This is a genomic window from Paraburkholderia sp. MM6662-R1, from assembly GCF_050436245.1.
GTDB classification, from domain to species: domain Bacteria; phylum Pseudomonadota; class Gammaproteobacteria; order Burkholderiales; family Burkholderiaceae; genus Paraburkholderia; species Paraburkholderia tuberum.
The window spans coordinates 3,414,423-3,439,681 of record NZ_JBNDLV010000001.1 but is presented as its reverse complement, the minus strand read 5'-3'; the positions used below and the strand labels follow the sequence as shown (position 1 = coordinate 3,439,681).

The window sequence follows — 25,259 nt, the reverse complement described above, 5'->3', positions numbered from 1 at the left end:
TATGCACGGTTTTATAGATCGTCAACACTATAGAATTCAAGAATGATAACTTTTCGTAATTATGAACAGTGTTCAGTCATCCGAGAACCGCGCTCAATGCGCGTTTCGGGCGATCCGACCCTGGCTGTTTGGACTAGACCCTTTGGTCGATCTACGTGCGGCGGCTAACGCAGGTAAAATCGACAATCGTTTTTTGCGCCGGATAGGTACCAACGCCGTTCCTCCTGCCTCCCCGTCCTATGCGCCGTGCATGCGGCCCTGAACCGTCACAGATGAAATACAAAGACTTACGCGATTTCATCGGCCGCCTCGAGGCGATCGGTGAATTGCGCCGAATTTCGCAAAAAGTGTCGCCGAATCTCGAAATGACCGAACTTTGCGACCGTGTGCTCCGCGCGGGCGGCCCGGCTCTGTTGTTCGAGAACACCGAGCGGCACGCGTTCCCGGTGCTTGGCAATCTGTTCGGCACGCCGCGCCGCGTCGCGCTTGGCATGGGCATCGATGCCGAAGCAGGCGCGGGCGACCAGGCGGCGCTCGAATCGCTGCGCGATGTCGGTCGGCTACTCTCCGCGTTGAAGGAACCCGAGCCGCCGAAAGGGCTCAAGGACGCCGGCAAGCTGCTGTCGCTAGCGAAGGCCGTGTGGGACATGGCGCCGAAGACGGTCAACGCACCGCCCTGCCAGGAAATCGTCTGGGAAGGCAATGACGTCGACCTTGCCAAATTGCCCATTCAGACCTGCTGGCCCGGCGATGCCGGGCCGTTGATCACCTGGGGTCTGACCGTCACGAAAGGGCCGAACAAGAGTCGACAAAACCTGGGTATCTATCGCCAGCAACTGATCGGGCGTAACAAGCTGATCATGCGCTGGCTGGCGCATCGCGGCGGCGCGCTCGATTTTCGTGAGTTCGCGCTGAAAAATCCCGGCAAGCCGTATCCGGTGGCCGTCGTGCTCGGTGCGGACCCGGCGACGATTCTCGGCGCGGTCACGCCGGTACCCGACACGCTGTCCGAATACCAGTTCGCCGGCCTGCTGCGCGGCGGGCGCACCGAGCTCGCGAAATGCGTCACACCGGGCGTCGACGGTCTGCAGGTCCCCGCGCGCGCCGAGATCGTGCTCGAGGGCTTCATCTATCCGCAGGAAGGCGCACCCTCGCCCGCCCCGGCCGGCGCACCGCCGCGTCCGTCGAAGGGTGCGTCGGCCACGTACGAACACGCGCTCGAAGGCCCGTATGGCGATCACACCGGCTACTACAACGAACAGGAGTGGTTCCCGGTCTTCACGGTCGAGCGCATCACGATGCGCCGCGACGCGATCTATCACTCCACCTACACCGGCAGACCGCCCGACGAGCCGGCGGTGCTCGGCGTCGCGCTGAACGAAGTGTTCGTACCGCTGCTGCAGAAGCAGTTCACCGAGATCACGGACTTCTATCTGCCGCCCGAAGGCTGCAGTTACCGCATGGCGATCGTGCAAATGAAGAAGAGCTACCCCGGCCACGCGAAACGCGTGATGTTCGGCGTGTGGAGCTTCCTGCGGCAGTTCATGTATACGAAGTTCATCGTCGTCGTCGATGAGGACGTCAATATCCGGGACTGGAAGGAAGTGATCTGGGCGATCACCACGCGAGTGGACCCGACGCGCGACACGGTGCTCGTCGACCGCACGCCGATCGACTATCTCGATTTCGCGTCGCCGGTAGCCGGCCTCGGCTCGAAGATGGGGCTCGACGCAACCAACAAGTGGCCGGGCGAAACCGACCGCGAATGGGGCCGCCCGATCGTGATGGACGACGCGGTCAAACAGCGTATCGATAGCTTGTGGAACGAGTTGGGCCTCGGCCTGTAGCGCGCGCGGGACAACACAATCAATAACGGATGGAGCGCTCGCGCGGATGCACGCTTTTTCAATGATGTCGGACGGCTTTTTTCTGTCCTTGTCGCTGTGCCTCGATATCGGTCTCGTCAACGTCGCGATCATTTCGCTGACGCTGTCGCACGGCTTTCGGCCGGGCTTCTGGCTCGGCCTCGGCTCGTGCGTCGGCGATCTCATTTACGCGACGCTCGCGCTCGCGGGCATGGCCGCGCTGCTGCAGTTCGAATCGGTGCGCTGGGTCGTATGGATCGGCGGCGCGGCGATCCTCCTGTTTCTCACCTGGAAGATGGCGCGTGAAGCGATCTTCCCGGCCACGGCGCAAGCTGTTGCCGGCGAAGGCGACGCGGCTGCGCCGCATCAGTCGGCATGGCGCGGGTTTGTGCGCGGCGTGCTGCTCGCGGTGTCGTCGCCGTCGGCGATCCTGTGGTTCGCAGCGGTCGGCGGCGCGCTGATCGCGAAGGCCGGCGCAACGAGCCCGACAACCGCGCTGATCTTCCTCGGCGGATTCTTTCTGGGCGGCCTGTGCTGGACGCTTTTCATCTGCGGGCTCGGCAGCCACGGACGCAAGCGCGCGGGCGCCGGTCTGCTGCGCGCGTGTCACGTTCTGTCGGCGCTGCTGTTCGCCTATTTCTCGTACAGCGTGATCGTCAACGGGTATCGCGATCTGATCGTGCAGAGCACCGCGCAAGTGGCAAGCTGAAGCGGCTCGCGAACAAAAAAAGGCTCGCATCGGCGAGCCGTTTTTCTTCATGCGACTCGACGTGAGCCGCTCATGCGAGGTACTGCGCGAGCTTCGGCAGATCGACATTGCCACCGCTCACCACCACGCCGACGCGCTTGCCCTTCACCGGCACGACGCCGTTCAGCACCGCCGCCGCCGCGAGACAACCAGTCGGTTCGACGACGATCTTCATGCGCTGCGCGAAAAAGCGCATCGTCTCGATCAGTTGCGCATCGCTGACCGTTTCGATTCGCGCGACCAGCTGGCGGATGACCGCGAACGTGTAGTGGCCCAGATGCGTCGAGGCGGCGCCATCGGCAATCGTGCGCGGCGCGTCGATATGAACGATCTCGCCGCGTGCGAGCGACTGCTGGCCGTCGTTGCCCGCCTCGGGCTCGATGCCGATCACCGTGCAGGCCGGGCTCAGCGCGGCCGCCGACAATGCACTGCCGCTGATCAACCCGCCACCGCCGAGGCACACGAACAACATGTCGAGCGGGCCGGTTTCGTCGATCAGTTCTTTGACCGCGGTGCCCTGGCCGGCGATCACGTGCGGATGATCGTACGGCGGGATCAGCGTCATGCCGCGCTCTTCGGCGAGCCGGCGGCCGATTTCCTCGCGATTTTCCTTGTAGCGGTCGTAGCTGATCACTTCGCCGCCGTAGCCTTTGGTCGCGGCGACCTTGGCCTCGGGTGCGTCGTGCGGCATCACGATCGTCGCGTGAATGCCGGCGAGGCGCGCCGACAGCGCGATCGCCTGCGCGTGATTGCCCGACGAATAGGTCAGCACGCCCGCCTTGCGCTGCTCCGCGTCGAAATGCGAAATCGCGTTGTACGCGCCGCGGAACTTGAACGCGCCCATGCGCTGGAAGTTTTCGCACTTGAAGAACACCGACGCGCCAGTGCGCTCGTCGAACGTGCTCGACGTCAGAACGGGGGTGCGGTGCGCGACGCCTTCGAGACGCGCGGCGGCGTCGAGGACGTCATCGAAGGTGGGAGCGGGAAGCGCTTGCATCGGCGAAACTCTCTTGGGGCGGTGGCGAAGCAGCCATTCTCCCAGCTTCCTCGATGCTTTGGAACGGCGCTCGCGCGAGCGCACGACACCAGCCAGGAACACTGCGGAAAGCAAAAACCAGCGACTCAAAAAGAAACGACGTAACCCGGCACAAGCCGGCGTTACGCCGTCGACGTTCCCACGCGCGTCAGGCGCGCCCGCCCTTCTTAATGACGATAGTACGAGTGCCCGTAGCCGCGATAGTAGCCGTGGTAGTAGCCACGATAGTAAGGGCGGCCATAGCCGTAATAGCCTCCGACCACCACCGGAGCCGGTGCGAACACAACCGGCGGCGCGTACACCGGCGCAGGCGGGGCGTAATAGACAGGCGGCGGCGCCGCATAGACCGGATAGGCCGGCGCGATCGGCACCCCAAGGCCGATACCGACGGAAACACCTGCCTCAGCGGTCCCGGCAAGTCCCAAGCCGAGTGCGGCTGCAACGACAAACGGAACGATCTTTTTCACTTCTATTCTCCTAGCGGCCTGCCAAGGTCGCCGACTGCGCATGCCTCGCATGCTGCGAAATCAATGTATCTAAACAATGTATCTAAAAAGCCCCAGCCGAAATGTTCGCATTTGTTGCAAATTGCAAGGGCGAGCCGAAGCGTTTTGCCGAGCGCGGCGCGAGCGCGCCTACGCGCCGCCGCGACCTGAGCGAAATCAGCCGGGAATCAAGGGGTTGCACGCGGGCGACGGGCCGCGCGTCACAGGTCTGATCGAGCGCGCGGGTTTGAGTTCGCGCATCGGTAATCTTTAATTACAAATTCGCTTCAATCCTGACAGCCGGAAGAAAATTCCCAACAAAAAATGCCCGGCTCAATTGCTCGAGGCCGGGCATTTTGTCACCTGCGAAGACCGCGCGACTAGCCGACCTTCACGTACACGAATTCGCGGGACACGTTGGGCGGCACGTATGCGCCGCTGATCCGCACGCGCGGCGTAAGGCGCTTTTTCTGATCCCACCAGCGACGGCGCTGGGCGCGCGTCAGGAACCGCAAGTGCTTTCGGTAAGAAAAAATACTCATCTCGACCCTCCCGAATTTCTGACTGCGAACGAAGTACGGAAAATACGACCGCCAAACCGGCTGGTCGACCACTGTTCCTGTCACGATTGTGAACAGTTTTCACAACCGTGGGCGTCACGCCACCCGATGACCGACCGTTGGCGCCATATCGCCCGCAAACTTATCCGACGACTGCTGTCGAACCGTGCAAGGGGCCGGATCGCGGCCGCGCTTCGCCGGATGCGAGATACTGCTGCTTTCCCGTTCACACGATCCGTCTGGAGCAGGTGACCATGTCCCAGTCTTCCTTGCCGCGCGTCGGCTTCATCGGCGCGGGGCGGCTCGCGCGTTGTCTCGCGCTCGCGTTTGCGCGCGCCGGCTATCCGGTCACCGCGGTGGCGAGCCGCTCGGCCGATTCCGCGCGCCGGCTCGCCGCCCAGATCGCACACTGCGCGGCCACTGACGACCCGCAACAGGCCGTCGACGCCGCCGATATCGTTTTTTTAGCCGTTCCTGACGACAGCATCGGTACGACAGCGCACACACTCCGCTTTGGAGGCAATGCGGCCAGCCGCCCCGGCAAAGCGCTCGTGCACTGCAGCGGCGCCTCGCCGGTCGAACTGCTGGCGCCAGCGCGCGATCAGGGCGCGGCGATCGGCGGCTTTCATCCGTTGTATCTATTTAGCGGCGAGCTCGCCGATCTCGAGCGTATCGTCGGCTGCTCGGTGACGATCGAAGCCGACGGCGAACTGAAGGAGACGCTGACCGCGCTCGCGCTCGCGCTGCGCTGCCATCCGCTGTCGATTCCGCCGGGCGGCCGCATGCTGTATCACGCCGCCGCGCATTACGCGGCGAGCTTCGCGCTCTGCAGCCTCGCCGAATGCGTGGCGTTGTGGCGCACGCTCGGCTTCGCCGAAGACGACGCGCTGCGCGCGCTGCTGCCGATGCTCGCCGGCACGATCGAAACCGCGCGCGACAAAGGCCTGCCGAACGCGCTCGCGGGGCCGGTATCGCGCGGCGACACGGGTGTCGTCGAGAAGCAGCTCGCGCTGCTCGAAGGCTTCGGCGGCGACCATGCCGCGCTGTATGGTCTGCTGACGCGCCGCGCGGTCAACCTCGCCCGACGTCGCGCAACGCCGGCCGCGACGATTGAAGCGATCTCCGAAGCTGTGGAGGAATCGCTAGGCCGCTCGCTGAATCAGGCCGCGGCAGGTGCAAGCGTCAAGTAAGCCGTGATAATGTGACGTCCGGCACGCCGGGCGAACCACGCGACGACCCGCGCCGCGCTTCGGGACCAACAGACGAGAACGCACAATGATCAAGGTCAGCATCCTCTACCCGTACCGGGAAAACGGCCGTTTCGACATGGACTACTACTGCGCGACCCATATGCCGCTCGCGGCGAAGCTGTTCGGGCCGGCGCTGAAAGGCTGGTCGGTCGACGCGGGCCTGAACGCCGGGCCGCCCGGCACGCCACCGCCTTACGTGGCCGCGGGACACTTCCTGTTCGATAGCGCGGACGACTTCTATAAAGTGTTCAAGCCCGCGTCCGAGCAACTATTAGCGGATATCCCGAACTACACCGACGGCGGCAACGGCACAATCCTGATCAGCGAGGTCCGGATTTCCGTGTGATGCCGGACAGACAGCCATCGGGAGGCGGCGCGCAATGACGTCGAACCTCCGGTTGGCTAACCGGGTAAATCCAGAAAACCGCCGGCACGCACCGATCGGGCGACGCCGGCAGCCCGCGGCCCGTCGGCGGCCGTCATCAGAAGCATAAGGACACGAGATGTTTGGCGATATCGCCCGTTTTCTGCTCAATACCGTTTTCACGCTGTTTGGCGCCGCGCTGCTGTTGCGCGCGTGGCTGCAGGTTGTGCGCCTGCCGCCGTACAACCCGGTCTCGAACGCCGTGCTGCAGGCGACCAACTGGATCGTGCTGCCGCTGCGGCGCATCCTGCCGAGCACGCGCAACATCGACTGGGCGAGCGTGGTCGCAACGCTGATCGCCGCGATCATCTACGTCGTCCTGATGATCGTGCTGACGGGCGCGGATCCGCTGACGCTCGTGCCGACGCTGCTGATCGTCGCGGTGCTCACCGCGATCAAGTGGGCGCTCAATCTGATCATCTGGATGACGATCCTGATGGCGCTGCTGTCGTGGCTCAATCCGCGTTCGCCCGCGATGCCGATTCTGTATCAGTTGACCGCGCCGTTTCTGAATCCGTTGCGTCGCGTGCTGCCGAAATTCGGCGGTATCGATCTGTCGCCGATCCTGCTGTTCGTGATCGTGCAGGTGCTGCAGATGGTCGTCACGCGCGCGGCGGTTCAGCTGACTTATATTGTGATCTGAGCTGATTGCGCGGGAAAGTTGGGCTGACGCGCGGCGGCCACTTGAGTCGGCGCGGCTTCTACACGGCTGCCGCGAAACCGCGGCTCTCCCCCGTCCGGAACACCGACACCGTCTGCTTCATCTTGCGCGCCTGCGTCTCGAGCGATTGCGCGGCCGCCGCGGCCTGTTCGACGAGCGCCGCGTTCCGCTGCGTGGTCTCGTCCATCTGCGTGACGGCCTGGCCGACCTGGTGAATGCTGCGGTTCTGCTCTTCGGAGGCCGTTGCGATCTCGCTGACGATATCCGACACGCGATGAATCGCGGCCTTGATATCCGCCATCGTCGTGCTGACTTCGGCTGCCTGCTGCGTGCCGCCTTCGATGATCGCGACCGACGTCGTGATCATCTCCTTGATCTCCTTGGCCGCGCTCGCCGAGCGCTGCGCGAGGTTGCGCACCTCGCTCGCGACCACCGCGAAACCGCGCCCCTGCTCGCCCGCGCGCGCGGCCTCGACCGCCGCGTTCAACGCGAGAATATTGGTTTGGAACGCAATGCCCTCGATCACGCCGGTGATCTCCGAGATTTTCGTCGAACTGCCGCTGATATCACCGATGGTGCGCACCATGCCCTCGACAGCAGTGTTGCCGGTGTTCGCGACCTGTGCCGCCTCAGTCGCGAGCGCGCTCGCGTTGCGCGCGCTGTCGCTGTTGCGGGTGACGGTCTGCGTCAATTCCGACATGCTCGCCGCGGTCTGTTCGAGCGAAGCGGCCTGCTCTTCGGTGCGAGCGGACAGATCGATGTTGCCGCTCGCGATCTGCTGCGAAGCGATGCTGACCGACTCGGCGCTTTCGCGAATCGAACCGATCGTCGCCGCGAGACGCTCCTGCATGTGCGCGACCGCGCGCAAGATGCTGCCGTCGTCGGCGGCGCCGGCGTGCAGTCGCTGGCTCAAGTCGCCGCCCGCGATCTGCTCGACGACCTTCGCGACTTCGGCCGGTTCGCCGCCGATCTGCCGCACGACCGCGCGCGTCACCAGCAGCCCCAGGCCGATCGCAACCGCGACGCCGACGACCGCGCAGCTCGCGATCCACCACGTCACCGAGCGAACCATCTCGACGCCGTTCGCGACACGCTGCCTGGCCAACTCGTCCCGCACGTCGGACAGCTTGATCATCAGCGTGCGCAGCTTGACGTGCAGCGGGTCGGTGGTCGATTTGAGCTCGGCGAGCGCGCCGGTCTGATCGCCCTGATCGGCCAGCGCCATCACCTTCGCGACCGAACTCATATAGGCCGGATAGGCGGCGTCGAAGTCGCTCAGCAATTGCTTCTGCGCGTCGGTGGTCGCATGCTTGCGCTCGTAGTCGAATGCCGACAGGATCGCCGCTTCACCGCCGTGATTCAGGCGCACCGTATCGGCGCGGCCTGCCGGCTCCGGATTCAGGATGTACGAATAGAGGCGCCGGAAGTGCGAAGCCGCCTGCCACGCGGCGGTGCCGTCGTCGCGCACAGGCACGAATTCGCGGTCGTACATTTCGGTTTGCATCGTCGCGACTTCGCGCACCTTCAGCACACCGACCGTGCCGACGATGGCCGTTACGAACGCGCACAGCATCAAGGAGCCGACAAGCTTCTGGCTCAGTTTCAGATTGGAAAGCCACTGCATCTTGGGAAGATCTCTTGATCGGGATGGGAAGCGCCGGGTTTGTGCCGGCTTGCGGGAGCGCAAGCGCACGGTGTTGGGCAGTATTCGGATTAACGGCAGGCGCAGACAAAGTCTGAAGGCTCGCGCCGTTCGAACCGCAGAAGCGAAAAGACGGGTCGGCTGCTCGTGCGCGCGAGCCATACCCCTGCCCAAACGGCCCAAAAGCCTGTAAAATCGCGAGTTCTGCGGGCGTCGTATAATGGTAATACCCTAGCTTCCCAAGCTAGAGCCGTGGGTTCGATTCCCATCGCCCGCTCCACTTTCCCGCTGAGTGTTCAGCGGAATCCAGCAAGAGCCGCCTCCCTGAAGGCGGCTTTTTTGTAGTAGCAACGGCCCGGCACAGCGCGCAAGCCGCGCAGCCCCCACCCTTGCAGCAGCATCGACGATGATCCACGATCCAAACGACTCCGGTCTCCCGGACGACGCCCCGACCCCCACGAGCGCAGCCGACCAGCCCGCCGGCAACGAGACGAACGACGTCGACGGCACGCCGGGTGCAACGCCGGCAGACACGCTTCATCACCGCCGCATCCGCAGCTTCGTCACGCGCGCGGGTCGCGTGTCGACCGGCCAGCGCCGCGCGCTCGATGAGTTCGGCCCGCGCTTCGTCGTGCCCTATGCACCACAACAACCCGACTGGACCGGCGTGTTCGGCCGCGAAGCGCCGCGCGTGCTGGAGATCGGCTTCGGCATGGGCGCCACCACCGCGGAGATCGCCGCGCACCGTCCCTCCGACGACTTCCTGGGCGTCGAAGTCCACGAGCCCGGCGTCGGCGCGTTGCTGAAGCTGATCGGCGAGCAGTCGCTGACGAACATCCGCATCATCCAGCACGACGCGGTCGAAGTGCTCGAGCACATGATCGCGCCCGACAGCCTCGACGGCGTGCACATCTTTTTCCCCGACCCGTGGCACAAGGCGCGCCATCACAAGCGCCGGCTGATCCAGCCGAAGTTCGTCGCCCTGCTCGTGTCGCGTCTGAAGCCGGATGCGTATCTGCATTGCGCGACCGACTGGCAGAACTACGCCGAACAGATGCTCGAAGTGCTCGGCGCCGATCCGCGGCTCGAAAACACCGCCGACACCTACGCGCCGCGGCCCGACTATCGTCCGGTGACGAAGTTCGAACGGCGCGGCCTGCGGCTCGGCCACGGCGTGTGGGACCTCGTGTTCCGCAAGCGCGGCGCCGCGTAACGCGACGAGACGGCAAGCCAACGAAAAAAGGTCCGCACATACGCGGACCTTTTTTCATCGCACGGCAAATCTCAATCGGCCCAGCTCAACCCGCCGCTATAACCGATCAGCAGGATCAGCAGGCCAAAGCCGATCCGATACCACGCGAACACCGTGAAGTCGTGCGACGCGACATAGCGCAGCAGCCAGCGGATGCAGACGAACGCACTGACGAACGCGGCCGCGAAGCCGAGCGCGAAGCTGCCGAGCGCATCGGTGGTGAGCAGGTGCCAGTCCTTGTACAGCTCGTAGGCCGTCGCGCCGAAGATGATCGGAATCGCGAGAAAGAATGAAAACTCGGTCGCGGCGCGGCGCTCGATGCCGAACAGCATGCCGCCGATGATCGTCGAGCCCGAGCGCGAGGTCCCCGGAATCAGCGCGAAGCACTGTGCGAGGCCGACTCTCAACGCATCGAGCGGGCTCAGATCGTCGATGCTGCGCACCCGCACCGCCGCGTCGCCGCGCGCGCGCTGGCGCGCCTCCGCCCACAGGATCACGACGCCACCCGCGACCAGCGCAAACGCGACCGGCACCGGTGAAAACAGCGCCTCCTTGATCGACTTCTCGAACAGCAGCCCGAGCACGACTGCCGGAATCGTCGCAATGATCACGTTCAGCGCGAAGCGGCGCGCCTCGGGCCGGCTCGGCAGCCCCACGATCACGTTGCCGATGCGGCGGCGAAACTCCCAGCACACGGCGAGAATCGCGCCGAGCTGGATCACGACATCGAAGGTCTTCGCGTGCTCGTCGGAGAAATCCAGCAGACTGCCGACGACGATCAGATGCCCGGTGCTCGACACCGGCAAGAACTCCGTCAAACCCTCGACCACGCCGAGAATCAGCGCCTTGCAAGCCAGTAACCAATCCATCCGTGCCCCTTATCGCGGTAGGTTGTCACAACGAAATGGGCCCGCACGGTCATGACTGGCATGCGCGGCCCACGTGGCCGCGCGTGCCAGTCATCTTTCGACGATCTGCACGCGTATGCCGTTTGTAAGGATCGTGATTGTACCGGGTTCGTAGTTGACGCCGGCAAATTGCAGTTGCTCGGGCTTGAACGTGTAGATCGGATAGTTGGTCAGCAATTGGGTCGCGAGCAGCGCCGCGGCCGCGTTGATCTGCTGCGTGTACATCTGCGCCTCGCCGCTCACGCTGACGTTGTCGACACTCGGCGACTTGAGGATCACCGAACGGCTCGCCGCGTCGTATGCAAGTTCACTCGACAGCGTGAACACGCCATCGACCGGCTGCTGCAGGAACGGACTCGCGAAACGCGCGTCGAGCTTCACCTGCACGCGGTTCGCATCGGGCAGCATGCCCACCACCGGATTGCTCAGCGCGACATCGAACACCTGCGACACCGTGCGCTGATACGGGAACTTGCGCTGCACGGCCTCCTGCACCTGCTTCTGCGAGAACGTGTAGTGCGACGGCATGAACGGAAACGTCGGGCTCGCGCAAGCCGCGAGCGACACAGTGATGCCAAGCACGCTGCAGCCGGTCAGCGCAGCGCGCAGAAAGCGGCGCCGGGCCGGCGCTGCGGGTCGAGTCATGCGAAATCTCCTGTGGAAGCCCTTGCGGACATCGGCTTGCGTTGACGGGTGTGGTCAGCGACGGCGTTTACCACATGCCGTGCGTCATGGATGGGATGCCGGTTGTGTTTGCGCCTCGAGTTGCGTGAGCCACGCGAGCGCTTCGCCGCGATTCGCGCCGCACATCTCGAGTTGCGGCTGCAGACCCGAGCAGCATGCGGGCCGCTCCGGCCGGCCGAAGATCGCGCAGCGCAGATCGTCGCCGAGTTGCACGCAGCGCACGCCCGCCGGCTTGCCGTTCGGCATGCCTGGAATCGGGCTCGAAATCGACGGCGCGATACAGCACGCGCCGCAATCGGGACGGCACGCGTGAGCGTCCACCCATGCACTGTTCAACCTTTGATCCACGTCATCTTTCCTGAACTCAAACCTTGGCAACGTATTGCCAGACCCGCATTGTGCCACTGCCTGTCCGTGTGACCTTTTTACACAATCGGGTGCCGCGGGCACGCACGTAAACTCGAAGCTGCTGACTGACCATGACACGCGGCACGCTGCGAGAGCCGCCCACCGTCCGACACCGCTCATGTCCCAAACCGACGCCCTGTTCCGCCCCGACCTGCTCGCGCGCTACAGCGCGAACGGTCCCCGGTATACGTCCTATCCGACCGCGCCGCAGTTCCGCGAATCGTTCGACACCGCCGACTATCACCGCGCCGCCGCCGACCCGGGTGCCGCGTCGACCGATCTGTCTCTGTACTTCCACATTCCGTTTTGCGACACCGTGTGCTTCTACTGCGGCTGCAACAAGGTCGTGACGAGAAATCGCGCGCATGCGCGGCCGTACCTTGAGCGGCTCAAACGCGAAATCGGCTTGCAGGCGGCGTGTTTCGATACACAGCGGCCCGTCTCGCAATTGCATTGGGGCGGCGGCACGCCGACGTTTTTGTCGCATGACGAGATGGCCGAGCTGATGGCCGCGACGCGCGAGCACTTCAAACTTCTGCCCGACGATCGAGCCGAATATTCGATCGAGGTCGATCCGCGCGAGGCGTCGCCCGACACGGTCGCGCTTCTGCGCCGCCTCGGCTTCAACCGGCTGAGCCTCGGCGTGCAGGACTTCGATCCGCGCGTGCAGCAGGCGATCAATCGCATCCAGCCGTTCGAGATGACCGCATCGGTGATGCAGGCGGCGCGCGCGTACGGTTTTCATTCGATCGGCGTCGATCTGATTTACGGGCTGCCGCATCAAACCGTCGTGAGCTTCAGCCGCACGCTCGACACGATGCTCGAACTGGCGCCGGACCGGCTGTCGGTGTTCGCGTATGCGCACATGCCGCAGCTCTTCAAGATGCAGCGCCAGATGGATCCCGCGACGCTGCCGTCGAGCGAGGAGCGGCTGGCTCTGCTGCAACGGGTCGTCGAACGGCTGACTGAAGCGGGTTATGTGTACATCGGCATGGATCACTTCGCGCTGCCCACCGACGAGCTCGCTCGCGCGCAGGCGCAGCGCACGCTGCATCGCAATTTCCAGGGCTATAGCACGCGGGCCGAGTGCGATCTGATCGGTTTTGGCGCCTCGTCGATCGGCAAGGTCGGCGACGTGTACGCGCAGAACGCGCGAGAGCTGCCCGCTTACACCGACTCGATCGATGCGGGCCGGCTCGCGATCGCGCGCGGCATCCGCCTGTCCGCCGACGACCGTCTGCGGCGCGACGTGATCACGCAGCTGATGTGCAACCTCGAACTGCGCTTCGACGAATTCGAAGCGGCGTACGGCATCCACTTCGCCGACACGTTCGCGCCGGAACTCGCGCGTCTGCGTTCATTCGAGGACGACGGGCTGATCTCGCTCGGCGCACGCAAGCTCGAAGTGCGAATGGCCGGCCGCATGCTCGTGCGCAATCTCGCGATGGTATTTGACCGCTATCTGGGCGAGCAGACGCTCACACGATTCTCGCGCACGGTCTGAGCACCGCTCGCCGCGAACGCGCTGTGGCGGGTGAAGGCAATCGACTTGCCCGTCTACCGATTTTCGGCCATAATCTGCGTCTTCCTCGCGCGCTGAACTCCCGATGCAGCGCGCTGCAGTATCTGCCCAGGTGGTGAAATTGGTAGACGCAGGGGACTCAAAATCCCCCGCCGCAAGGCGTGCCGGTTCGATTCCGGCCCTGGGCACCAAACACTCTTCAACCGGTTTCAACGGTTCATCACGAAGCCCCGACAGCTATCGCTGAGCGGGGCTTTTGTTTGCTGCAGTCTCCAAGGGTTCACCAGCGATTACAACCCCCACCAGGGGGTCATTTCGGGGGTTGCCAAGATTCAAGCGCCCGTCGGATGGAAAACGCCCCCAGCAGCGGCGCGACAACCGGAGACGCAAACATGGCGCTGACCGATGTCACGATCCGTAACACGAAGCCGGGTAAAAAACAGCAGAAGCTGTACAACGGTGGCGGCCTGCTGCTTGTCACGCCAACGGGCAGCAAGCGATGGATTTTCAAGTACCGTTTCGCCGGAAAGGAAAAGAGCCTCGCACTTGGCGTCTATCCAGACGTGCCGCTTGCCGATGCCCGCAAGCGTCGGGACGACGCCCGCGAAAAACTGGCAGCAAAACATTGATCCCGGGGAAGCCAAAAAGGCCGGAAACGCGCCGCCCGCCTTGCTGCTGCCAATTCATTCAAAGCCGTTGCGCTCGCCTGGATGGAAGAGCGCGGTCAGTCCGTTGAAAGCGGGTCGATATCGCTGGGCCGATTACCTTGACCGGATCAAGGCCGGGGCCGAAGTCATTCCGATCAAAGGCGGGACGGTCGCCTTACTACCTCAGCGGGACAACCATTTGGAACAGCGCCGCCCGATGATGGAAGCGTGGGCCGTGTATGTTTGCGGCATAGAGGATTAGTTCAGAAGTGCGGCCCATAACACTCGCGCTGTGCCTTACAAGCTCGCACAAAAAAGCCGACTCGCGAGGATCGGCTTGTGCATTCGAGCGAGGCTCTATCGATATTCATCAATCTCAACCGTGCCGCCCATGGCTTCCATCATGGTGCGAATATCGTCGGGCACATCAGGCACGCGGTCGCCGCTCTCGTTGTACCAGTAACAGAAGAAGCGCATCCGAAGTCCCTTGTCTGCGAGCAGTTGGCCAAGTTCCGCTCTCGGCAGATTCAGGCGCCCAATCAGGTAACGCAAATGCGGCTCAAGTGAATCGCTACGAACTGCGCCCTCACTGCGCACGCCCCAAAGGCCAACGCGGCCCGGCGCGCTGCTCGGTCGCCCAGACGGTGTGGTGAACGGCTGTCCCTTGGTAATCGCTGTATCCGGCTTGATGTCGAAATACGCCGTCCAAAAGGCTGGCTCCAATGAGTCGCCAGATATGTAAAAGGTCGCGTGCGCAAGTTGGTGATCTGCCATTGGAGCGGCCTCAGTTTGCCCAGTCATGAAAATTTCCGATGTGGTTACCATTAAAGTACACGTCGCCGTTGTCATGCCAGATGACGTTATCGGCTGGCCCCAAGCCATTGCCTGGCTTGAACCTGTGCAAGATAGCCCCAAACGTCTTGCGGTCATACCCCAGCATCTTCGCCGCGTAGTTTGGGTTGTTCGTGCTCGCGGCGAGTTCAACGACATCGCCGCTCAACGCGTCAGGCACATACTCAAATGGCTGCGCGTCGCCGAGCAGCGTTGATGCGCCTCTATCGCTAGCTCTGGCTGCGCGGGCAGCGTTCAGTTGGGTTTGCCAGGTGGCCGGATCGTACTGCACAGACAGAATGGGTTCGCCGTTCGGCTGACTGCCGGCCTTCGCTACGGGATTCATTAACGGCGTGCTGCTGTACGGTGACGGAAACAGGCCGTGACGCGGACCTTTAACGGCAAGCAGTTTGCCCCGGCGAACCTCTTCGAGAAGCGCAACGATGACCCACCAGCCATCGGCGTCAGGATCGCGGTCCCGGACCCTATGAAAAAACAGCCAGTTGCGGCCAGTGAGATTCCTGACCAGCTTCCGGTCCTCCTCCCACTTCCTGTGATTCAGTTCGGCAATGTCAAGAAATTCCCGGGTCTCCGCACTGGCCCTCTGAAGGTCTGCGGCCTTGCCGAGGCACGCTTTATAGTGCCATTCGTCGCAGATGACATAACAGGCACCCGGTGGCCGCTGGCAGAACAGCTCCACGGAGTGCATTTCAAATACGGACAGGGACATAGGTGTGTCGATGGTCTATCTGAAGTCGCTGCCGGGGTTGACAGCAGTCAGATAATTACCGTGCGACAGGCAGTCCGTACATGGGCGACAGCCCAAAATCTCCACGGCTCTCGATGAAACGGAAAAAAGCGCCCGCAGGAACATTGCGGTTTTTCGCGCCCGTAGCGCGGATGCTCGCGGGCAGCGACCGTACCGCTGGTCTATGACCTTTCCAGCCGCTGGCGGCACTCGCGCAGCAGATCATTCGCCCGAAGCCGCTGTTCGCGCCAATACGGCGCGTACGTCCGCGAGCGCATCCTCGAAGAGACCAAAAATCGACACCTGCGCAACCGTTGCCGCTTTGGAGAAAGTCGAATGCTTGTTGTGGGTCGGGCGCTGCCCTTCGTGGCAAGTAGCCAGCGGCCAGGAGCGGCGACAATGCATCTGCGCAGTCGCCAGGAAATTTGATTTGAGTCGCCTCCCCCTCGCTCCCTTTATAATCCGGCATGACTCCCTCCACTCCCCACGCAGCAACCCGACGAGCGGAACCGCCCACGCGATTCATCGGTTCGCCGATTCCGCACACCTCGGCGACCCATTCGCCTTCCACGCATTTCGAACGCACGCGCCACGAGCCGCACTGGTCGGTCGTATGAAAATACCCAAACGGCTTGCACCGCTTCTTGACGAAGGACTCATCGACGAAGTGATCGGCCAGTTGATGAGCGGCAAGGAAGCAACCGTCTACGTCGTGCGCAGCGGCGACTCGATGCGGTGTGCAAAGGTCTACAAGGACGCGAAGCAGCGCAGTTTCCGGCAAGCCGCATCGTATCGGGACGGCCGCAAGGTCAAGAATAGCCGGCAGGCGCGTGCGATGGAAAAAGGTACTCGCTATGGGCGCCAGATGCAGGAGGAGTTGTGGCAAAACGCCGAAGTCGACGCACTGTTCCGACTTGCCGACGGGGGCGTGCGAGTGCCGCAACCCTATATCTGTACCGATGGGGTGTTACTGATGGAACTGGTGGTCGACGCAACGGGTGACGTCGCGCCACGCCTCAACGACGTCCATCTGACTGAAGCGCGCGCCCTTGAACTGCACGCCCTGCTGCTCAACCAGGTTGTCCGCATGCTCTGCGCGGGTGTGATTCACGGCGATCTGTCCGAATACAACATCCTGCTGGCGGCTGATGGACCGGTGATCATCGATCTGCCTCAGGCCATCGACGCCGCCGCCAACAACGAAGCCGCCTCGATGCTCAAGCGTGACGTCGACAACCTCGCTGCGTACTTCGGACGGTTTGCACCGCAAATTCTCGGCGCGGATTACGGAACGGAGATCTGGGCGCTGTTCGAAGCAGGCGAGCTGAAAGTCGATGTCAAACTGACCGGCCGCATCGAGCTCGACACGCGACCAGTCGACCTCGACAGCGTGCTGCAGGAACTCGAAGAGACACGTCTTGACGAAGACGCGCGAGTGCGGCGACAGCAGGAACTGAGCGCGAACTGATAACCCGTGCTCGATGTACCCCGAAAGGTGCCCCGAAACAAGGTCTTCGACGAATGTTGCACCGGGAACCGGTTGCGCACCGTCAGAATAGTCGAGTTCGGCCAGTTTCCGTCGCTGGACCGAGCGTCGCGTTCGGTTGCCGCGCCACCGCAAATCCGTCCATGTCAGTGGCGATCGCGCAACACGGCGCCGTGCGCATGAAGGCGGATGATTGACGATCTTCTCTTCTTCACGCGTACCCGCCTGGGTGACGCGCTTCCAGTGACTTCACGTCGCGGGACATCGGGCGTATCTGCAACGATGCGGCAGATGAGGTACGCGCTTCGTATCCGGATGCACGGATCGACGTGCGCGTGACGGGCGAGACTGCCGGCAAGTGGGACCGCGCCCGCATCGGCCAACTGCTGATTAACCTGCTTGTGAACGCAGTCCAGCACGGTGCAGGGAATATAAGCGTGGATGCTCTCGGTCATGGTGGGCAGTTGACTCTCGTCGTGTCGAACGAAGGCAACCCGATACCAGCGGCCGCCCTGCCGACGCTCTTTGATCCATTGACATGGGCCAGCCGCCCGCCGAGGCAAAGCGGACCCTCCTCGAGTATGGGCCTGGGCCTTTACATCAGCCGGTGCATCGCACATGCGCACAACGGCACCATACAGGCCCGGTCGAAAGACGGCAGGACGACCTTCACGGTCCAGATCCCCCGTTTTCCGTCGCACGTGCTCTGACCGGAACGGCCTTGCGCCCCGGAGTTTCACGCCGGAGCTTGTTGCGCTTCGTCATGCCATTCCAGATCGCTCGCCGAGTCGGTCCCGTGCGTCGAACGGCCGCTGTACTCAAAAAGCTGACTCGGGGCGTGATATGGACAGTGGGTCGGCTAACAGCCATCGGCGCGTTAGCGACCGTCGCCAATGCGGGCCCAGGCGAGCCTGTCTGACCGCATTTTGATGTATGCCGGATCAGAGGACAGCGCGGGAGAGAGTTCACTCCAGGTTAACTCGGAAGGCGGCCCAAGATAAAGGATGGCGTCGAACTGCTCCTGCATCACAGGAGAGCGGACAGGATCGACATATATCTCCACCATGACGTCGTCGTGCCTAGTGAACATGGCGTGCGGATAATACGATCGAAAGCTCGCCTCTCCGAGCGGAGTGCCGAAAATGAGCGCAAGACTTGGCGTCAGCCAGGAGCTGACGTCGGACTGTAAAGTCGCCGGATCACCAAACACCGGGGTCCAAACAGAATGGACTTTGACGCCTTGGCTTTCCAGCAACGAAACGATGGTATTCGGCAACGGGTTGAATCGTTGCTCTGCCTTCTCTGGGAATTTCAATTGCCAGTACAGGTTCTTGCGCAAAAGGTGCATGCCGCCATAGACGACCAAAGCGCGGCGCTGCCTGGCCAGCACTTCACGTTGGATAATTTCAACCGCACAGGTGTTGCGGTCGCCCATGGCGTTCCAAGCCTTATCGAGATCGTCGGCGCTATTGATTTTCGACCAATCTATCGGCGGATCCCCTAACAAGACGCGAATCTGACGGTCTTTAGGGAGCGAGGCATTCACATCGCGGACTTCACGAAAAAGCCCTTCAAAGACAGGACGATCCCACACATCGTGGGGCTGCGTAGTGTTTTGCCAAGCTTGGCGGAGTTGATTTTCGGGTACGTCATCCCCCGCAACGAACCGGTCCATCATCTCCTGATAAAGAGAATTGCCACTTTCAACTACGATGTCGTTCACGATGTACGCAAATCGCGGGTCCCGGATCAGCGAAACCCGAAAAGCATATGCTTGCTCACAGCCGTGGCCGCCGTCGCAAAGCGCGACGACATCGTGGGATTTGAAAGCGTCAAGAATAGCGGCGATCGGATCAATCGGACTTGCAGCTATTGTCATCGTGTGGGCTCCATCACTCTGGCGGCGAACGTTACGAATCGTTGACCAAGCATTTATGACGGTCGGACAGGCGGCAGGGTTCTGCGTGATGCATTTGGTTGGGTGTCTGGGTCCAATCAACGCGACCTTCCCTTGTGGGTCGACGTGAGCCGGATGCCTTAAGCGGAAGTCAGCTCGAACGCGCCCTCCCGATCTCACCCGCCAGTGCATTCCCCAATACAGCTCCTGTCGATGATGATGGGCCGCGCGGTTTAATCGGCGATCGGCTCTTCATGCTCCATCGTATCGGCGGAATCAGCATTCTCGACCCGAGTCAAAACGAACTCGGCGACCGAGTTCCAGTGCCTCAATGCGGCCACGCGCCCGTTTTCCATCACGAACTCGAATGTCCTTTGTGGCCATTTCGGGTTGCGAAACTGAAGACCCTTGAGCGGAGTTAAAACTTCCGCAGGAGCCTCTGGAAAGTGCAGCATGAGCTGGTTGTCGCGCCGCAGCTTGATCGCGCACCTGGCGCCGAAAGCAGCCTGGTACGTGCCGGTAAGCTGCTTGAGCACACCTGGCGCAGGCGCGTCCGGAATCCGGACGAACACGGCATCCGTCGCGTCGAGCCACAAACTGACGCGGTCGATATCGCCGAGTGGACTGGTCAGAAACGACATGGACCACGCACCTTCGGCCTCGTCATCGTCGGTATCGAACCGGTCGTAGTGGTAATGATGCAATGGCAGCTTCGTTTGACGGAAACGAAACTGAAGCTGAAAATCGTTGAGTGAGATATGTAGTTGCCCGTAGGCAGGATGCTCGTAGCGACCCACGTAGTCTGCGAGATCGTGTGAGGGCCGCGTGTCTGGAATTGCGCTTGGCCTTACCCGTTCGCGCGACTCGCGCATGTTCTGCTTTGCTTTCAAATGGAACTCGCGCAATGCGTCCATCGAACTCGACTCACCCAGTCCCAGCAGGCGGTCGTAGACGTTGTAGCCGACGGCATTTCGCAGCATCGAGCAGTGGTCCCCGATCACGAACACGACTACGCCCAATTTCTCGCGCGGTAAATACGAGACCTGCGAATGGAAGGCGCGGAGATCGCCGCCATGACTCGCAAGCAGATGTCCCCGATACGAAGAGGTTTGCCGGCCCATCCCATAGATTGAATTAATCTCCGGCTCAAAACCAAGGACGTCGCCCAGCGGGTCCGGAAATGCGAGCCCAGGCGCCAAAGTAGCCTGCAGTATCTGCTCCGGAATCACCTTCTTTCCGGCCATCACCCCGTTGTTTATCAACACGGCCAGCCAGCGACTCATATCATCGAGGCTAGAGACGATGCTCCCCGCTGGACTCGACCAGTTCAACTCCGGATACGGTGTCTGCCAGAGCGCCTCACTATCGCGCCTCTCCGTGAACGGTACCGCGTGATTCGGATGAGCCAGCATGTCGGCAATGGTGAAAGCAGTCTGGGGCATACCCACAGGACTCAGAACCTCGTCGCGGACGAATTGATCCCACGACTTGCCGCTTAGCAACTCGATGATGTGGCCCACAGCCTCGTACATCATATTGTTGTAGATAAGCTTCGATCGAAATGGAGCGATAGGCTTCATGAATCGGATCCGGTCGAATAGTTCCTTCTTTGAGAACTCGGCTCTATGCAGGATCATGTCGTACCGGGGCACGCCGGTACGATGACCGAGCATATCGCCTAGTGTCACCGCGGCATCGAGCGACTTGTCGTAAAAGCGCAAACTCGGGACAACATCGCGGATCGGCTGATCGAAGGTCAGCACGCCCTTTTCGACTAGAATTCCGGCGGCAATGGCCGTAAATAACTTGGTGTTCGATGCGATAGGAAACAAAGTTGACGATAAAAACGGCAGTCTGTTTGCATAGTCACGATAACCGTAGCCTCTCGTGAAGATGACTTTTTCGTCTTTCACAATACAGACGCCTATGCCGGGTGCATTCCATTCATGCACCTGTGCTTCTATGTAATCGTCGAAATCGCCCAGATCGCTTAGCATCTACCGTCCTTTGATTCGAAGGTCAGTGAAGACTGGAGCAAGTCAAAAACCGCAAGAAATTCTACAGGGAACAATAAAAAAGCATTCGATTAGTGAACGCCAATGCCACGACTGCGTTCCTGAACGAACGGCCGTTATGGAGAAAATTGAACGACCCTTGCGGGTCGGGTATCGCCCATCGAGGTTGGCGCAGACTGATTTTCTCTTCACTTGAAAGGAGAGTCGAAATGGACGCGATCATCGTCGGCAACGTGCCGCGCGTGCCGTGGAACAAAGACAAGCTAACCCGGGCAGAAGTCGCCGCTGAAGCTCAAGAAGATTTGGGCCATTCGGATTCGCCTGCAATTGGGGGCGAAAACCCGTGATCTGGCGATGTGCAATCTGGCGATCGACAGCAAACTTCGAGCGTGCGACCTGACAAAACTTCGAGTCCGCGATGTCTGTCTGGGCACACGTAGCGCTCCGGGCGACCGTTATGCAACAGAAAACGCAGCGGCCGGTGCAATTCGAGATCACCGAGCAAACGCGGCATAGCGTGGGAAGCTGGATCAAGGCAGCAGTTCTGTGTCCTTCAGATTTCCTGGTCCCGGGGCGAATACACGCACGCTGTCCGGTCAGGATGAGACATTCGACACACGTTTCTGATTCGTCGACAATCGGTGAATATAGACAAACCTCGACGGAAGACTTGAGATGATGCTGCGGCCGACAGAAATCCAAATTGAATCAACCCGGCTCTTGATCAAACCGTTCTCGGCCAACGACGCGGATGCTGCGTTCTCGTTCATCACCCCTTCGCTCACCCGTCACATGGCGTGGGAGCCGCCTGCATCCCGGCAGGATTTTGATGGTGTTTGGCGGTCCTGGGTGCCGTCGATTGACGATGGGTCAGACTATGTGTTCGCGATACGTCAACGCGCCGACGGGAGTTTCCTTGGGTTAGCCGGGCTTCACCGCGTCCGCACCGAGAGCCCGGAACTCGGTATCTGGATTCGTGAAGATCGTCATCGAAATGGGTTTGGTTGTGAAGCTGTGACCCTTGTTGCACACTGGGCAACGCGAACCATTGGTTGTGAAAGCTTTACCTATCCGGTTGCCGAAAAGAACCGTCCCAGCCGGCGCATCGCCGAATCGCTCGGTGGCGTCATTGTGGAAAGCCGCGCGACGCCAAAGTACAAGTCTGTGGTTTACAGAATTCCTCGCCAGCCAGTCGCAAGCGAGGTATAGGCGATTCTGCCTGTGGACTGGCTTCCGTCGGGCAAGATCGGTCAGTCAAGGTCAACGCCCAGATCGTCAACTGCATGCGTGTCGGTCGACGCGAGTATTAGCGACCCGATAACGATGAACTGCTCCAGCGTTCATACAATGCTGCGATATCCGTGGCACATAGCAACTTCATCGACTTGCCGATCTCGTCCAGCGGCCAGTCCCACCAGTTCATCTCGAGGAGCATCCCGATCTCATCGTCCGAAAAGCGCTTCCGGATCGGCTTTGCCGGATTCCCGCCGATGATCGTATAGGGTTCAACGTCCTTCGTGACAACGGCGCAACTCCCGATCACGGCACCGTGACCGATGTGAACACCTGGCATGATCATCGCTTCGGAACCGATCCAGACGTCATTCCCGACAACCGTATCGCCGGCGGGTTCGAATGCATCGCAGGCGTCAGCAAACGCCGGTTCTTCCGTCATGTAGAAGAAGGGAAATGTGGTTACCCAATCGTTCCGGTGCCCCTGCTTGCCCGCCATCATGAACGTCGCACCACTTCCGATAGAGCAGAAGCTACCGATGATCAGCCGGTCGACACCTGTGCGGTCTGGCAACAGGTAGCGTGCACAGTCATCAAAGGAGTGTCCGTGATAGTAGCCAGAGTAGTAGCTGTAACGCCCCACGATGATGTTGGGATTGGTTACCTGCTCTGAAAGCGGCTTCCCCTTGAAGGGGCTGTCGAAGTAATTCTTCATAAAGGGACCACGCTGTAGTCTCGGGTGCGTTTATCGTTCGAGCACGCAGGTTACGAGCCGCTGCGTAAATTCGCGACAATCAGAGAGAATTCCGGTCGCTCACGGCGCAGCGTCAAGTTCACATCCTTGCGTCAGCCAGTGGCCATCTACGCCCGACGATCACTTTCGAGCAGCCCGTACAGCGCGCTATCCGACACCTCATCGCCAACTATCCAGCGATCACGCAACAACCCTTCGCGGACAAATCCGAGCCGTTCGAGAAGAAGCGCCGAGGCTACATTTCGTGGGTCGATATCCGCCTCAATCCGGCGTAAATTCAGCGTGCCGAACGCGTGCTCGATCAGCGCGGAAACCGCCTCACTCATATATCCGTTTCCCCAATGCTTGCGTTGCAGACCAAAGCCTATCTCCGCGCGTCGGCATTGCTCGTCTGCATGAAAGAGAGCGCAATCACCGAGCACTTCGCCGGTTGTCTGCAACTCGACTGCACAGATGAAGTCCTGGCCGCCAGCTGACGTCTTCAATTTACGTGCGACTCGATCCGTTGCCTGATCCAGGGACGTCATCGCCGGAAACGAAAAATAGCGCATCGCATCGGCGGTTGTCAACGTACTTGTCGCGTCACCTCATGCGCACTGCTTTAGTTCTTCCGGTTGCATGCGCTCCGGATTGAGCCAGACTTCATCCTTCAATTTCCAGTTGCGCGTCGATCGGGACCAACGCCGTGGATTGCGCTGCCTGGCCTCCGCATAAACGATCTCACGTTGCGCAAGAACTGCATTCGCCACGCCGTTATGACACTGGGCCGGCGTGACGAATTTGAGGCCGCTGTGTTTGTGCTCATGGTTGTACCAGCGCACGAACTGCTGCGTCCAGGCCCGCGCCTCATCAACGCTGCCGAACGGCTTGCGCGGGTAGTCGGGCCGATACTTGCAGGTCCGGAACAGCGACTCTGCGTACGGGTTGTCGTTACTCACGCGTGGTCGGCTAAACGAGGCCACGACCCCCAGGTTCTCCAGGGTGGCAAGCATCGTCGCACCTTTCATCGGGCTGCCATTATCCGAGTGCAGCACCAGGGGACGTCCTGCCAGGCCCTCTGCCAGACTGGCACGCCGCATCAGCAACGCGGCCAGTTCTGCCGATTCGGCCTCATGCACTTCGTGACCGACAATCTTGCGGCTGAACACGTCCAGCATCATGTACCAGTAGTAATACTGTCCTTTGACCGCCGCAGGTACCCAGGTGATGTCCCACGACCAGACCTGATTGGGCGCCGTCGCGCAATGACTGGTCACTACCCGGGTCGAGGGCTTGCGCGCACGACCACGATGGTGCTGCTGCGAGGCGCTGCGCAGCACGCGGTAAAAGCTCGATTCCGATGCGACATACACGCCGCGATCGGCCAGCCTCGGCACGATCTGGCTGGGCGGCAGACTGGCAAACTCCGCACTATTGGCTACCTCAAGAATCTGTTGCCGTTCAGCCTCACTCAACTGGTTGCCCGGCGGCGGCCGTTCGGTCGTGGTACGACCATCAGCACGTACCGTGTCACCGTCACCGACCCAGCGCTGAAACGTGCGCAGGCTCACGCCCAACTCGTCGCAAGCCTTCTCCAGCCGGCAGCCTGACTGCGCCGCCTCGCGTATCAACGATATACATAACAGGCGATCCGGGACGTTGATCAATCGTCCTCTTTGTCTCCCCAGATCGCCTGGACTTTTTTTCTCAGAATCAGCAGCGCCGCCGCTTCCGCTAGCGCCTTCTCCTTGCGCTGCAATTCCTTCTCGAGCTGCCGGATGCGCTGCTTGTCGTCTTTCGACTGGTGGCGCTGCTCGCGTGCCTGCTCGGTGGCATTCGCGTTGGCTGCCTGGCAGGCCGCTCGCCACGCCGCGATCTGTTCGGGATAGAGTCCTTTGCGCCGGCAGTACTCGGCCAGCTCCGCTGCGTTGAGCGGGGCGGCTTCCAGCACTACTGCAAACTTGTCTTCCGAAGACCATCCCTCGGGATTCTTCCCATCGCCCGGCACGGCCAGCCCTTGTCCTTTCGCCTGTCGGCGCCACGTGTACAACGTCTGTTCGGTAATTCCCGTTTCTCTGGCCAGCGCTGAGACCAACGCGTTTTCCGGCGGCATCATGCGACGCACCAGCGCTTCTTTTCTTTCTGCTGAGTAGGCTTTCATTCACCCTGATTTTACCGCCCCCGGACCATGTCTATAAGATTCAGATAACACGACAAGTAGTCT

Annotated in this window: 25 protein-coding genes, 2 tRNA genes and 2 pseudogenes; 14 read left to right on the top strand and 15 right to left on the bottom strand. The window is 61.5% G+C overall.

All coding sequences use genetic code 11. The features are described 5' to 3' along the window. Nucleotides 1-272 precede the first annotated feature (272 nt). Both OKW39_RS16285 and OKW39_RS16280 read left to right on the top strand, forming a co-directional pair. Complete coding sequence (locus OKW39_RS16285) at nt 273-1,847, top strand: UbiD family decarboxylase (RefSeq protein ID WP_429489954.1); 1,575 nt, start codon at nt 273-275, stop codon at nt 1,845-1,847. 46 nt (nt 1,848-1,893) lie between these two features. Beyond that, nucleotides 1,894-2,574, top strand: a complete 681-nt coding sequence (locus tag OKW39_RS16280) for a LysE family translocator (protein ID WP_429563023.1) — start codon at nt 1,894-1,896, stop codon at nt 2,572-2,574. A gap of 70 nt (nt 2,575-2,644) precedes the next feature. Here the strand turns inward: OKW39_RS16280 and OKW39_RS16275 are convergent, their stop codons facing one another. The 3 genes from OKW39_RS16275 to OKW39_RS16265 all read right to left on the bottom strand — a co-directional run bounded on the left by OKW39_RS16275 (nt 2,645) and on the right by OKW39_RS16265 (nt 4,676). Next, nucleotides 2,645-3,610 carry a threo-3-hydroxy-L-aspartate ammonia-lyase gene (locus tag OKW39_RS16275; RefSeq protein ID WP_090801497.1) on the bottom strand — a complete coding sequence of 322 codons (966 nt, stop codon included), beginning with the start codon at nt 3,608-3,610 and terminating at the stop codon, nt 2,645-2,647. Between the two features lie 206 nt (nt 3,611-3,816). Continuing rightward, a complete protein-coding gene (locus tag OKW39_RS16270) occupies nt 3,817-4,116 on the bottom strand; it encodes a hypothetical protein (protein WP_429563022.1) in 300 nt (99 codons plus the stop codon). A gap of 398 nt (nt 4,117-4,514) precedes the next feature. After that, nucleotides 4,515-4,676 carry a hypothetical protein gene (locus OKW39_RS16265; RefSeq protein WP_167368604.1) on the bottom strand — a complete coding sequence of 54 codons (162 nt, stop codon included), beginning with the start codon at nt 4,674-4,676 and terminating at the stop codon, nt 4,515-4,517. Nucleotides 4,677-4,948: 272 nt separating this feature from the next. Between OKW39_RS16265 and OKW39_RS16260 the strand changes: the two genes are divergently transcribed. From OKW39_RS16260 to OKW39_RS16250, 3 genes are all read left to right on the top strand, one after another. Beyond that, nucleotides 4,949-5,884 (top strand): Rossmann-like and DUF2520 domain-containing protein, encoded by a 936-nt coding sequence (locus OKW39_RS16260; protein ID WP_429335185.1) that lies wholly within the window; start codon nt 4,949-4,951, stop codon nt 5,882-5,884. An 85-nt stretch (nt 5,885-5,969) separates the two neighbouring features. After that, a complete protein-coding gene (locus OKW39_RS16255) occupies nt 5,970-6,290 on the top strand; it encodes an EthD family reductase (RefSeq protein ID WP_090801500.1) in 321 nt (106 codons plus the stop codon). A 157-nt stretch (nt 6,291-6,447) separates the two neighbouring features. Continuing rightward, nucleotides 6,448-7,011, top strand: a complete 564-nt coding sequence (locus OKW39_RS16250) for a YggT family protein (RefSeq protein WP_090801501.1) — start codon at nt 6,448-6,450, stop codon at nt 7,009-7,011. A 58-nt stretch (nt 7,012-7,069) separates the two neighbouring features. Here OKW39_RS16250 and OKW39_RS16245 read toward each other — a convergent pair whose 3' ends face one another. Further along, a complete protein-coding gene (locus OKW39_RS16245; protein WP_429563021.1) occupies nt 7,070-8,653 on the bottom strand; it encodes a methyl-accepting chemotaxis protein in 1,584 nt (527 codons plus the stop codon). A gap of 224 nt (nt 8,654-8,877) precedes the next feature. Between OKW39_RS16245 and OKW39_RS16240 the strand changes: the two genes are divergently transcribed. Next, nucleotides 8,878-8,951, top strand: a tRNA-Gly gene (locus OKW39_RS16240). 126 nt (nt 8,952-9,077) lie between these two features. Further along, nucleotides 9,078-9,884, top strand: a complete 807-nt coding sequence (trmB, locus tag OKW39_RS16235; RefSeq protein WP_429335188.1) for a tRNA (guanosine(46)-N7)-methyltransferase TrmB — start codon at nt 9,078-9,080, stop codon at nt 9,882-9,884. A gap of 71 nt (nt 9,885-9,955) precedes the next feature. On the opposite strand, the gene OKW39_RS16230 is transcribed toward trmB, so the two are convergent. The 3 genes from OKW39_RS16230 to OKW39_RS16220 form a co-directional block, all read right to left on the bottom strand. Further along, a complete protein-coding gene (locus OKW39_RS16230) occupies nt 9,956-10,792 on the bottom strand; it encodes an undecaprenyl-diphosphate phosphatase (RefSeq protein WP_090801505.1) in 837 nt (278 codons plus the stop codon). 90 nt (nt 10,793-10,882) lie between these two features. Next, the gene (locus tag OKW39_RS16225) at nt 10,883-11,476 is read right to left on the bottom strand and encodes a DUF1439 domain-containing protein (RefSeq protein WP_184053297.1); all 594 of its coding nucleotides are present in this window, start codon (nt 11,474-11,476) and stop codon (nt 10,883-10,885) included. 84 nt (nt 11,477-11,560) lie between these two features. After that, entirely contained in the window at nt 11,561-11,863 is a 303-nt protein-coding gene (locus OKW39_RS16220; RefSeq protein ID WP_429293770.1) for a YkgJ family cysteine cluster protein, read from the bottom strand. 178 nt (nt 11,864-12,041) lie between these two features. On the opposite strand from OKW39_RS16220, the gene hemN reads away from it, so the two are divergent. From hemN to OKW39_RS16205, 3 genes and pseudogenes are all read left to right on the top strand, one after another. Next, complete coding sequence (hemN, locus tag OKW39_RS16215) at nt 12,042-13,427, top strand: oxygen-independent coproporphyrinogen III oxidase (RefSeq protein WP_429563020.1); 1,386 nt, start codon at nt 12,042-12,044, stop codon at nt 13,425-13,427. A 124-nt stretch (nt 13,428-13,551) separates the two neighbouring features. After that, nucleotides 13,552-13,636: transfer RNA gene (locus tag OKW39_RS16210), tRNA-Leu, on the top strand. Between the two features lie 201 nt (nt 13,637-13,837). Beyond that, a pseudogene (locus tag OKW39_RS16205) lies at nt 13,838-14,170 on the top strand (Arm DNA-binding domain-containing protein); the annotation flags it as partial. A gap of 279 nt (nt 14,171-14,449) precedes the next feature. Here the strand turns inward: OKW39_RS16205 and OKW39_RS16200 are convergent. Next, nucleotides 14,450-14,866: a DUF4279 domain-containing protein gene (locus OKW39_RS16200; protein ID WP_090801512.1), complete on the bottom strand. Its 417-nt coding sequence runs from the start codon at nt 14,864-14,866 to the stop codon at nt 14,450-14,452. A 10-nt stretch (nt 14,867-14,876) separates the two neighbouring features. Next, entirely contained in the window at nt 14,877-15,653 is a 777-nt protein-coding gene (locus OKW39_RS16195; RefSeq protein WP_429563019.1) for a hypothetical protein, read from the bottom strand. Between the two features lie 631 nt (nt 15,654-16,284). On the opposite strand from OKW39_RS16195, the gene OKW39_RS16190 reads away from it, so the two are divergent. Then, nucleotides 16,285-17,139: a PA4780 family RIO1-like protein kinase gene (locus OKW39_RS16190; protein ID WP_184051664.1), complete on the top strand. Its 855-nt coding sequence runs from the start codon at nt 16,285-16,287 to the stop codon at nt 17,137-17,139. 164 nt (nt 17,140-17,303) lie between these two features. On the opposite strand, the gene OKW39_RS16185 is transcribed toward OKW39_RS16190, so the two are convergent. Beyond that, on the bottom strand, nt 17,304-17,612 hold the full coding sequence (locus OKW39_RS16185) for a hypothetical protein (RefSeq protein WP_429336649.1): 309 nt from the start codon (nt 17,610-17,612) through the stop codon (nt 17,304-17,306). Between OKW39_RS16185 and OKW39_RS16180 the strand changes: the two genes are divergently transcribed. After that, nucleotides 17,493-17,867, top strand: coding sequence for a sensor histidine kinase (locus tag OKW39_RS16180; protein WP_429563018.1), 375 nt, complete (start codon nt 17,493-17,495; stop codon nt 17,865-17,867). The two genes, OKW39_RS16185 and OKW39_RS16180, sit on opposite strands and share 120 nt — an antisense overlap. 167 nt (nt 17,868-18,034) lie before the next feature. Here the strand turns inward: OKW39_RS16180 and OKW39_RS16175 are convergent, their stop codons facing one another. Then, nucleotides 18,035-19,036: a hypothetical protein gene (locus OKW39_RS16175; RefSeq protein WP_429563017.1), complete on the bottom strand. Its 1,002-nt coding sequence runs from the start codon at nt 19,034-19,036 to the stop codon at nt 18,035-18,037. Between the two features lie 251 nt (nt 19,037-19,287). Next, nucleotides 19,288-21,051: a serine hydrolase gene (locus OKW39_RS16170; protein ID WP_429563016.1), complete on the bottom strand. Its 1,764-nt coding sequence runs from the start codon at nt 21,049-21,051 to the stop codon at nt 19,288-19,290. Nucleotides 21,052-21,278: 227 nt separating this feature from the next. Here OKW39_RS16170 and OKW39_RS16165 point away from each other — a divergent pair. Beyond that, nucleotides 21,279-21,652 (top strand): annotated as a pseudogene (locus tag OKW39_RS16165) (integrase); the annotation flags it as partial. Between the two features lie 92 nt (nt 21,653-21,744). Continuing rightward, nucleotides 21,745-22,278 carry a GNAT family N-acetyltransferase gene (locus tag OKW39_RS16160; protein ID WP_429563015.1) on the top strand — a complete coding sequence of 178 codons (534 nt, stop codon included), beginning with the start codon at nt 21,745-21,747 and terminating at the stop codon, nt 22,276-22,278. A 97-nt stretch (nt 22,279-22,375) separates the two neighbouring features. On the opposite strand, the gene catB is transcribed toward OKW39_RS16160, so the two are convergent. The 3 genes from catB to OKW39_RS16145 form a co-directional block, all read right to left on the bottom strand. Then, on the bottom strand, nt 22,376-23,017 hold the full coding sequence (gene catB / locus OKW39_RS16155; protein ID WP_429563014.1) for a type B chloramphenicol O-acetyltransferase: 642 nt from the start codon (nt 23,015-23,017) through the stop codon (nt 22,376-22,378). Between the two features lie 146 nt (nt 23,018-23,163). After that, a complete protein-coding gene (locus OKW39_RS16150) occupies nt 23,164-23,625 on the bottom strand; it encodes a GNAT family N-acetyltransferase (RefSeq protein WP_429563013.1) in 462 nt (153 codons plus the stop codon). 18 nt (nt 23,626-23,643) lie between these two features. After that, nucleotides 23,644-25,196 (bottom strand): IS3 family transposase gene (locus OKW39_RS16145; RefSeq protein WP_244168772.1). Its coding sequence is split into 2 segments (ribosomal slippage): nt 23,644-24,734 and nt 24,734-25,196, totalling 1,554 coding nucleotides; the frame shifts between segments, so codons are not numbered across the junction. Nucleotides 25,197-25,259: the final 63 nt, after the last annotated feature.